Annotated in this window: 7 protein-coding genes (1 of these 7 only partly in view); 3 read left to right on the forward strand and 4 right to left on the reverse strand. The window is 74.3% G+C overall.

Annotated features, from left to right (window positions below; genetic code table 11):
- Window positions 1–592, reverse strand: partial view of a TetR/AcrR family transcriptional regulator gene (locus tag LCD33_RS00835; RefSeq protein ID WP_224977403.1) — the 5' portion only. It extends 245 nt beyond the left edge of the window; 592 of the gene's 837 nt are visible here — the first part of the coding sequence; it begins with the start codon at window positions 590–592; the stop codon falls past the left edge of the window.
- Window positions 589–1,806, reverse strand: coding sequence for a cytochrome P450 (locus LCD33_RS00840; protein ID WP_224961217.1), 1,218 nt, complete (start codon window positions 1,804–1,806; stop codon window positions 589–591). The genes LCD33_RS00835 and LCD33_RS00840 overlap by 4 nt, the downstream gene beginning before the upstream one ends.
- Before the next feature lie 111 nt (window positions 1,807–1,917).
- Here LCD33_RS00840 and LCD33_RS00845 point away from each other — a divergent pair, with 111 nt between their 5' ends.
- Genes LCD33_RS00845 through LCD33_RS00855 form a run of 3 tightly spaced genes read left to right on the forward strand, consistent with a single transcriptional unit; the run spans window position 1,918 to window position 6,785 of the window.
- Window positions 1,918–3,339: an MFS transporter gene (locus tag LCD33_RS00845; protein WP_224961219.1), complete on the forward strand. Its 1,422-nt coding sequence runs from the start codon at window positions 1,918–1,920 to the stop codon at window positions 3,337–3,339.
- Window positions 3,340–3,387: 48 nt separating this feature from the next.
- Window positions 3,388–5,211: an NAD(P)/FAD-dependent oxidoreductase gene (locus LCD33_RS00850; RefSeq protein ID WP_224961221.1), complete on the forward strand. Its 1,824-nt coding sequence runs from the start codon at window positions 3,388–3,390 to the stop codon at window positions 5,209–5,211.
- On the forward strand, window positions 5,208–6,785 hold the full coding sequence (locus tag LCD33_RS00855) for a hypothetical protein (protein WP_224977404.1): 1,578 nt from the start codon (window positions 5,208–5,210) through the stop codon (window positions 6,783–6,785). Before LCD33_RS00850 ends, LCD33_RS00855 begins: the two co-directional genes overlap by 4 nt.
- 190 nt (window positions 6,786–6,975) lie before the next feature.
- Here the strand turns inward: LCD33_RS00855 and LCD33_RS00860 are convergent, their stop codons facing one another.
- Both LCD33_RS00860 and LCD33_RS00865 read right to left on the reverse strand, forming a co-directional pair.
- Window positions 6,976–8,217 carry an FAD-binding protein gene (locus tag LCD33_RS00860; RefSeq protein ID WP_224977405.1) on the reverse strand — a complete coding sequence of 414 codons (1,242 nt, stop codon included), beginning with the start codon at window positions 8,215–8,217 and terminating at the stop codon, window positions 6,976–6,978.
- On the reverse strand, window positions 8,214–8,993 hold a 780-nt coding region (locus tag LCD33_RS00865; RefSeq protein WP_224967393.1), incomplete at its 5' end, for a TIM barrel protein. The genes LCD33_RS00860 and LCD33_RS00865, both read right to left, overlap by 4 nt.

Raw genomic sequence — 8,993 nt, forward strand, 5'->3', positions numbered from 1 at the left:
GGCGGGTGCGCGGGGGCCCCCCGGCGGGGGGGGGGGGGGGGGGGCGGGCGCGGGGGGGGGGGGGGCGGGCGGCGACCCCGTGCACCACCAGTTGCCGGGCCATGTCGCGGCGTTCCTCCCGCACGGGCTCCGGCAGTTCCGGCAGGAGCCGGTGCAGTTCCCCGCCCGCCCGCAGCAGCGCCGGGGAGCTCCGCGATGCGCGCTCGGCGATCTCGCGGTAGGCGGGGTCGGTCATGACCTGCGCGCCGAACCTGCCGAACCAGGTCGGCGAGCCCAGCTCGGCCAGGTGCAGCGCGGTCGGCAGCACCATGCAGGACACCCAGCCGCGCACGGATCCGTCGGCTCCGGCGACCATCCGGGCGCGCAACCGCTCGACCTGCTCGTGGTGCTTGCGCAGGATCGCGGCGACCAGTTCGGCCTTGGTGCCGAAGTGGTAGCCGACGGCGGTGTTGTTGCCCTGCCCGGCGGCTTCGCTGACTTGGCGGTTGGACACGGCGGCGATCCCGTGCTCGGCGAACAGGCGCTCGGCCGCCGACAGGATCAGCTCCCGCGTCGCCCGCACCTGCCGGGACCGCGCCGCGCCCACGGTCACCACCGCACCGGGACTTCGCTCAGCCCGCCGACGACGAGCCCTTCCAGCGGGCGCAGCCGCTCGGCGGGCACCGCGAGTTCCAACGACGGCAGCTTGCGCAGCAGCACTTCGAGCGTCACCTGCAGCTCGTTGCGGGCCAGCGCCTGCCCGAGGCAGGAGTGCGCGCCGGTGCCGAACGCGAGGTGCGGGTTGGGGGTGCGGGCGAGGTCCATGTCGTCGGCGCCGTCGAAGGCGGTTTCGTCGCGGTTCGCGGCGGCCATGTTGCACATGACGGTGGTGCCGCGCGGCAGTTCGGTGCCCGCGATCTCGACGTCCTCGTGCAGGAAGCGGACCATGCCGAGCCCGGAGTTGGCGTCGAAGCGCAGCACCTCTTCGACCGCGGATCGCACCAGCGACGGGTCGGCCAGCAGCCGTTCCCAGCGCCGCCGGTCCGACAGCAGCATCGCGACCATCTTGCCGATCATGTTCGCGGTCGTCTCGTGCCCGGCGATGAGCAGCCCGAGCCCGGTGGCGGCGAGCATGCGGTCCGGCATCCGCTCGCCTTCGGAGTCGGTGGCGGCGATGAGCTCGCTGAGCAGGTCGTCCCCGGGCTGCCGCTGCTTCGCGGCGATGTGCCCGGCCATGTAGCCGAAGAAGTCGGCCTCGGCGGTCTTGAACTCCTGCTCGGAGTACCGGGTGAGGTTCAGGAAGGTGTCCGACCAGCGGGAGAACCGGTCCCGGTCCGCGGTGGGCACGCCGAGCATGTCGCAGATGACCCACACCGGCAGCGGGAAGCCGAGCGCGGCCTTGAGGTCGGCGGGTCCGCCACCGGCGATCATGTCGTCGACGAGGCTCTCGGCCATCCGCTCGATCTCGGGGCGCAGCGCCAGCATCCGCTTGGCGGTGAACCAGCGGTTGACCAGGCGCCGCCACCGCTGGTGGCCCTCGCCGCTCTGCGGGAGCGCGGTGGACATCTCGCTGTTGAACAGCCCGCCCGATTCGGTGTCGGAGATCCGGGCCGCGTCGGGATCGTCGAGGCTGCGGCCGAACCGCGGGTCGGCGAGCACGCCCTTGACGTCGGCGTAGCGGGTCAGCAGCGCGACTTCGTCCCCGCTGGGCAGCTTCGCGCGGGAGACGGGGCAGCCGGCGCGCAGCCGGGCCCATTCGGCGGGTGGTTCCAGCGGCCCCGGTGCGGGGATCGGGTAGTCGAGCACCCGCTCGTCAGGTGTGGTCACCGCGGTTTCTCCTCGTGTTCGGGAAACGAACTTGGAGGTAGTGAACCGCAGCTGCTAACGTCAGTCAAGCGCCTGCCTTAAAGGCGGGCATCGGAACGAGACGGGAGCACCATGACCCACGCCCTCAGCGCGCCGCGGCGCCCGGACGACGCGCCGCCCGCGCGGACGAACGTGGTCGTCCCGGTGCTGGCCTTCGGCGGCATCTCGGTGTCGCTGATGCAGACCCTGGTCGTGCCGCTGGTGCCGAGCCTGCCCAGGCTGCTGGGGGCGTCGGCCGCCGACACCGCGTGGGCGATCACCGCGACCCTGCTGGCCGCCGCCGTCGCCACGCCCACCGTCGGGCGGCTCGGGGACATGTTCGGCAAGCGGCGGATGCTGTTGATCAGCCTCGGGATCATGGTGTGCGGCTCGGTGCTGTGCGCGCTGGCGAACGGGCTGGCGCTGATGGTCGCCGGCCGCTTGCTGCAGGGCCTCGCCGCCGGGGTCATCCCGCTCGGGATCAGCATCATGCGCGACGAACTGCCCGCGGAACGGCTTGGCGGGGCGACCGCGCTGATGAGCGCCTCGCTCGGCGTCGGCGGTGCGCTGGGGCTGCCCGCCGCCGCGTTCGTCGCGGAGGAGGCCGACTGGCACGCGCTGTTCTGGGCCGCCGGTGCCCTCGGCCTGCTCGCCGCCGTGCTCGTCGCGACCCTCGTGCCGGAATCCCGGGTCCGCGGCGGCGGCCGGTTCGACCTGCCGGGCGCGATCGGGCTGTCCATCGCGCTGCTGTGCCTGCTGCTGGCGCTGTCGAAGGGCGCCGACTGGGGCTGGGGCAGCGGGACGACGCTCGGGCTCGTCGCGGGCGGGCTGCTCGTGCTGCTGGTCTGGGGCTGGTGGGAACTGCGCACCGAGCACCCGCTGGTGGACCTGCGCACCACCGCGCGCCGCCAGGTGCTGCTGACCAACCTCGCCTCGGTGGTGTTCGGGTTCGCGATGTTCGCGACCTCGCTGGTGATCCCGCAGCTGCTGCAGCTGCCCGCCGCCACCGGGTACGGCCTCGGGCAGTCCATCCTCGCCGCCGGGCTGGTGATGGCCCCGAACGGGCTGGTGATGATGGCGATGTCGCCGGTGTCGGCGCGGATCTCCCGGGAACGCGGGCCGAAGGTGACGCTGATGGCGGGGGCGCTCGTCGTGGCCGCCGGCTACGGCCTCGGGCTCGTCCTGATGTCCGAGATCTGGCACCTGATGGTCGTCTCCTGCGTGATCGCCGCCGGCATCGGGCTCGCCTACGGCGCGATGCCCGCGCTGGTCATGGGCGCGGTCCCGGTGTCGGAGACCGCCGCGGCCAACAGCCTCAACACGCTGATGCGCTCCATCGGTACCTCGGTGTCCAGCGCCGCGGCCGGGGTGATCCTGGCGAACATGACCAACCAGGTCGGCGGCGCCGCGCTGCCCGCCCTCGCCGGGTTCCAGGTGGTGCTGGGCATCGGCGCCGCCGCCTCGCTGGGCGCGTTCGCGATCGCCGCGTTCCTGCCCGGGCGCGCCGCCGAGTAGTCCCGCCGGAAACCCCGAACGTCCCGAAACCCACCTGGAGGAAGCGGAATGTCCACCACCGAGGAGTCCCGGCGCGCCGTGCTGGACCCCGCCGTGCTCGGCTTCGACCCCGAGCAGCTGCGGGAGCGCTACCGGGCCGAGCGGGACCGGCGGCTGCGCCCCGACGGGTCCGCGCAGTACCGGGCCACGACCGGCGAGTTCGGCTACTACGCCGACGACCCGTACGTCGAACCGGGATTCACCCGGGAAGCGCTGCACGAGCACTCCGAGGTCCTCGTGATCGGCGGCGGATTCGGCGGGCTCACCGCGGCGGCCCGGCTCGTGGAACGCGGGTTCACCGATATCCGCGTCGTGGAGAAGGGCGGCGACTTCGGCGGGACCTGGTACTGGAACCGGTACCCCGGCGTGCACTGCGACATCGAGTCCTACATCTACCTGCCGCTGCTGGAAGAACTCGGTTCGCTGCCGCGGTGGAAGTACTCGCCGGGCGAGGAGATCCGCGAGCACGCCCGCGCCATCGGCCGCCACTTCGGGCTCTACGACCGCGCCTGCTTCCAGACCGAGGTCGTCGACAGCGAGTGGGACGAGGAGGCCGAGCGCTGGACGGTGCGCACCGACCGCGGGGACGTGCTCACCGCCCGCTACGTGATCGTCTCCAGCGGCCCGTTCAGCAGGCCGAAGCTGCCCGGGCTGCCCGGCATCGAGACCTTCCGCGGGCACACCTTCCACACCAGCCGCTGGGACTACGACTACACCGGCGGGGACGCGAGCGGCGGGCTGCACCGGCTCGCCGACAAGCGGGTCGCGGTCATCGGTACCGGCGCCACCGCCATCCAGTGCGTCCCGCACCTCGGGCAGGACTCGGCGCACCTGTACGTGTTCCAGCGCACTCCGTCCTCAGTGGACGAACGCGGGAACCGGCCCACCGACCCGGGCTGGGCGGAATCGCTGCGCCCCGGCTGGCAGCGCGAGCGGCGGGAGAACTTCCTGACCCTCGTCTCCGGCGGGCACGCCGAGCAGGACCTCGTCGGCGACCGCTGGACCGACAGCGCCGAGACCTTCCGCTCCATCATGCCCAGCGCGCACAACGAGATCCTCGACGCCGACGACGCGCTGCGCGCCGAACTCGCCGACTTCGCCAAGATGAACTCGGTGCGCGCCAGGGTGGACGAGATCGTCGAGGACCCGGCCACCGCGGAGGCGCTGAAACCCTGGTACCACCGGCTGTGCAAGCGGCCCACGTTCAGCGACACCTACCTGCCGACGTTCAACCGCCCCAACGTGACCCTGGTCGACACCGGGGGAGCGGGCGTGGAACGGCTCACCGAGCGCGGAGTGGTCGTGGCCGGCGTCGAGTACGAAGTGGACTGCATCGTGTTCGCCACCGGTTTCGACCTCGGCGCGGGGGCGATGACGACGGCGCGGACGGTGCGCGGGCGCGGCGGGCGCACCCTCGCCGAGCACTGGAGCGGCGGACTGCGCACGCTGCACGGGTTCACCAGCCACGGCTTCCCGAACCACTTCCGGCTCGGCGCCTCGCAGAACGCGAGCTCGGTGAACTTCGCCCACGTCCTCGACGAGCAGGCCGAGCACGTCGCCGAGTTGATCGCCGCCGCCCGCGACCGCGGAGCCCGCCGCGTCGAACCGACCGCCGAGGCCGAAGCCGCGTGGGTCGCCACGATCCGGGAGAAGGAGCGCTACGACCGGGAATTCCTCGCCGAGTGCACCCCGAGCTACTACAACAACGAGGGCGATCCCCGGGCGCGCAGCGAGAGCTACGGTGGCGGCGCCATCGAGTTCTACCGGTTGCTGCGCGACTGGCGGGCCGCCGGTGGCGTGGACGAGGTGCTGGTGGAAGGGGAACGCGCGTGACGCGCAGCAGGTCCGGTGCGGCGGTGACGGTGCTCGACGCCGGGCGCTGGACCGCGCGCCGCGAGAACGAGCCGAACCCGCTGTGGGGGTCCAACGGGGTCGCCTTCGGCCCGGACGGGCGGCTGCACGTCGCCCAGTACCTGGCGGGGCAGATCAGCGCGGTCGACGTCGACTCCGGCGAGGTGGAGGCGGTGCTGCCGGTCGGCGGGCCGGTGCGCTCGCCGGACGACCTGGACTTCGCCGCGGACGGTTCGATGTACATCACCGACCTGAACCCGGGACTGGTGTGGCGGTGCGCGCCGGACGGCGAGCTCGCCGTGGTGGCACGCGGGCTGCGCTGCCCGAACGGGATCACCTGCGTCGGGAACCGGGTGTTCGTCAACGAGATGTACCGGGACGGGCGGGTGCTGGAGCTGTTCCCGGACGGGCGCGAACCGGTGGTGCTCACCGGCGGGCTCGCGATGGGCAACGCGATGCAGCTCGGGCCGGACGGGTCGCTGTACTACCCGCACATGATGACCGGCGAGGTGTGGCGGATCTCCCCGGAGGGCGGCGCGGCGGAGCTGGTCGCCGAGCAGGTGCACGAACCGGTCGCGGTGCGCTTCGACCGCGCAGGCGAGCTGGTGGTGCTCTCCCGCGGGGTGGCGGGGATCGTCACCCGCTTCGACGCGGAGGGCTCCCGCACGATCACCCGCACCGGCATCGCCGGGATGGACAACGCCGCGTTCGACGCGGAGAACCGGATGCTGGTCTCCAGCTTCGCCAGCGGCGGGGTGACCAGGATCGAGGCGGACGGGCCGGTGCGCCCGGTGGTGGCGCGCGGGTTCAACGGCCCGTTCGGCGTGGCCGCCGACTCCGACGGGCGCTGGTACGCCGCCGACCACTTCCGGCTCGGCACCGCCGCGGACGAGCTCGGGGCGGAGGCGGGCGGGCCGCTGCTGTCCGAGCTGGGCGGCTTCGTGCACGGCATCGCCGCCGACTCCGGGGTGCTGCACGTGACCTCGCAGTTCGGCGAGGTCCGCACCGTGGACGGCGGCCGGGTGCGGGTGCGCGCGTCCGGGTTGGACGGGCCCGGCGGGATCGCGGTCGCGGCGGGCGGCGCGCTGGTGGTCGCCGAGACCGGTGCGGGCCGGGTGCTGCGCATCGACGCGGCGGACGAGGTGACCGTGCTGGCCGACGGACTGGACGGGCCGGTGGACGTGGCGCTCGACGAGGACGGGCGCTGCTTCGCCACCGAGCAGCGCGGTGGGCGGGTGCTGCGGATCGGCGACGGCGCGGTGGACGTCCTCGCCGACGGGCTGGCCGAACCGCAGGGCCTCGCGCGGCTGGGCGGCGAGCTGTTCGTCGTCGAAGCCGGTGCCCGCAGGCTGCTCTCGCTGGACCCGGACACCGGCGCCCGGCGCGCCGAGGTCGCGGAGCTGCCGGTCGACGCGCTCCGGGACCCGGAACCCGTGGTGACGCCGGGGATCCCCGGCCAGCCGCGCGCGTTCGCCGGGATCGCCGCCACCCCGGACGGCGCGCTGCTGCTCTCGGCCGGGGGCGAGGGCACCGTCCTGCGCCTCACCCGCGGTTAGCGGGCGGTGGGGGGGGGGGGGGGGGGGGGGGGGGGGGGGGGGGGGGCGCCCGGGGCCGGCGGGCCCGGGCCGGGGGGCGCGGGGCGCGGGGGGGGGGGGGCGGGGGCGGCGCGGCGGGCCCCCCGCGCGCCCCCCCCCGGGGGTGGGGGGGGGGGGGCCCCCCCGCCCGCGGGGGGGGCCCCCACCGGCGTCAGAAGACGCGTTCGTCGAGGAACTCGTTGCGGAAGCGGTGCTGCGGGTCCCAGCGCTCGGCCAGCGCGCGGAAGTCGGCGAGCCGCGGGTAGCGCTCGGCGAGCACGTCGGCGCCCATCGCCCACACCTTCCCCCAGTGCGGCCGGGCGCCGAACGGGGCGAGCGCGGCTTCGAGAGCGGGCAGTGCGGCCGCCACCCCGGCCTGGTCGCGGCGCCAGGTGAAGTGGATCGCCAGCGAATCCCGCCGCCACGCCGGGCTGAGCCACAGCTCGTCGGCGGCCACCGAGCGCAGCTCGGCGACCAGCAGCACCGGTGCGAACGCGGGCGCGGCCCGCTGCAGCGCCTCGACGGCGGCGGCCGCGTGCCGCGCGTCCACCAGGTACTCGCTCTGGATCTCCGCGCCGCTGCTGGGGGTCCGTCCCGCCTGGAAGTGCGGGAGCCGTTCGTGCGACGGGCCGGGTGCGGCCTGGACGGTGACGTTCTCGGTCGGCCCGCCCGCCATCGGGTGCCGCGGCCCGTCCATGCGCCGCGAGCCGAGGCGGGCGAACAGCTCGGTGTCGTGCCCGCCCCGCTCCTTCACCACCACCTGCCGGACGCCGGAGCCGTCGAAGTCGGTGAACAGGCTGACGCTGTAGCCGGAGCCGAGCAGCGCGGCCAGTTCGGCAGCGGCCACCGGCCACCGCAGTCCCGCGTAGACGTGCTGGGTGACCTCGAACGCCGGCTCCACCGCCAGCTCGATCCGGGTGATCACGCCGAGCGCGCCGAGCCCCACGACGGCCCCGGTGAAGTCGGCGTCGCCGTCGCGCAGCACCCGGACCTCGCCGTCGGCGGTGAGGAACTCCAGCGCCCGCACCGCGGAACCGAGCCCGCGGGTGCGGCTGCCGGAGCCGTGCGTGCCGGTGGAGATCGCGCCCGCCACCGACAGGTCCAGCAGCGATGCCAGGTTCGCCAGGGCGAGCCCGTGCTCGTGCAGCACCCGGGTGAGCTCCGCGTAGTGCACCGGGCCGGAGATCGCGACGCTCCCGGCGGGGTCCACCTCGATCTCGGCGGGCAGCGCCGCCAGCGACACCTGCACGTCGGCGCTGTCGGCGATGCCGGTGAAGGTGTGCCCGGTGCCGAGCACCCGGACGCGGTCGGCGCCGGTGACGACCTCGGCGAGCTCGTCGAGGCTCCGCGGCCGGGCGAAGCGGGGCGCCCGGTAGGTGACGTTGCCGGACCAGTTGGTGCGGGGCGTGCTCATCCCCGCGCGCCCATCAGGTGTTCGGTGGCCAGCTGCTGCAGCCACACGAAGCCGTAGCCGCGGCCGTCGTAGTGGGCGGCGCTGTCGAAGTCCTCGAACGCGGTGCGGTCGGCCAGCAGCGCGGCGGCCCCTTCGCCGTCGGCGAGCGTCGGCACGGCCAGCTCAGGCACCTTCGAGGCGGCCAGCGCCTCCTGCACCTCGGGGTCGGCGCGGAACGCGGCCGCGCGCTCCGCGAGCAGCAGGTAGTTGGCCATGTTGGCGCGCACCGAGTCCCACACGCCCGCGTCGTCCTCGGTGCGGGCTGGTTTGAAGTCGAAGTGCCGCGGCCCGTCGTAGGCGGGTGTCCCGCCGGGACCGCCGTGTTCCAGCAGGTCCACCAGCGCGAACGCGTTGTGCAGGTCGCCGTGCCCGAACACGAGGTCCTGGTCGTACTTGATGCCGCGCTGCCCGTTCAGGTCCAGGTGGAACAGCTTGCCGTGGTAGAGCGCCTGCGCGACCCCGGCGGCGTAGTTGAGCCCGGCCATCTGCTCGTGCCCGACCTCCGGGTTGACGCCGAACAGCTCGGGGCGCTCCAGCGAGTCGATGAACGCGAGGGCGTGCCCCAGGGTGGGCAGCAGGATGTCACCGCGCGGCTCGTTCGGTTTCGGTTCGAGGGCGAAGCGCAGGTCGTAGCCGCGTTCGGTGACGTGCTCGGCGAGCAGGTCGGCGGCGTCCCGGTAGCGGGCGAGCGCCTGCTGCACGTCCTTGGCCGCGTCGTGCTCGGCGCCCTCCCGCCC

This window comes from Saccharopolyspora sp. 7B (assembly GCF_020177435.1).
GTDB lineage: Bacteria > Actinomycetota > Actinomycetes > Mycobacteriales > Pseudonocardiaceae > Saccharopolyspora_C > Saccharopolyspora_C gregorii.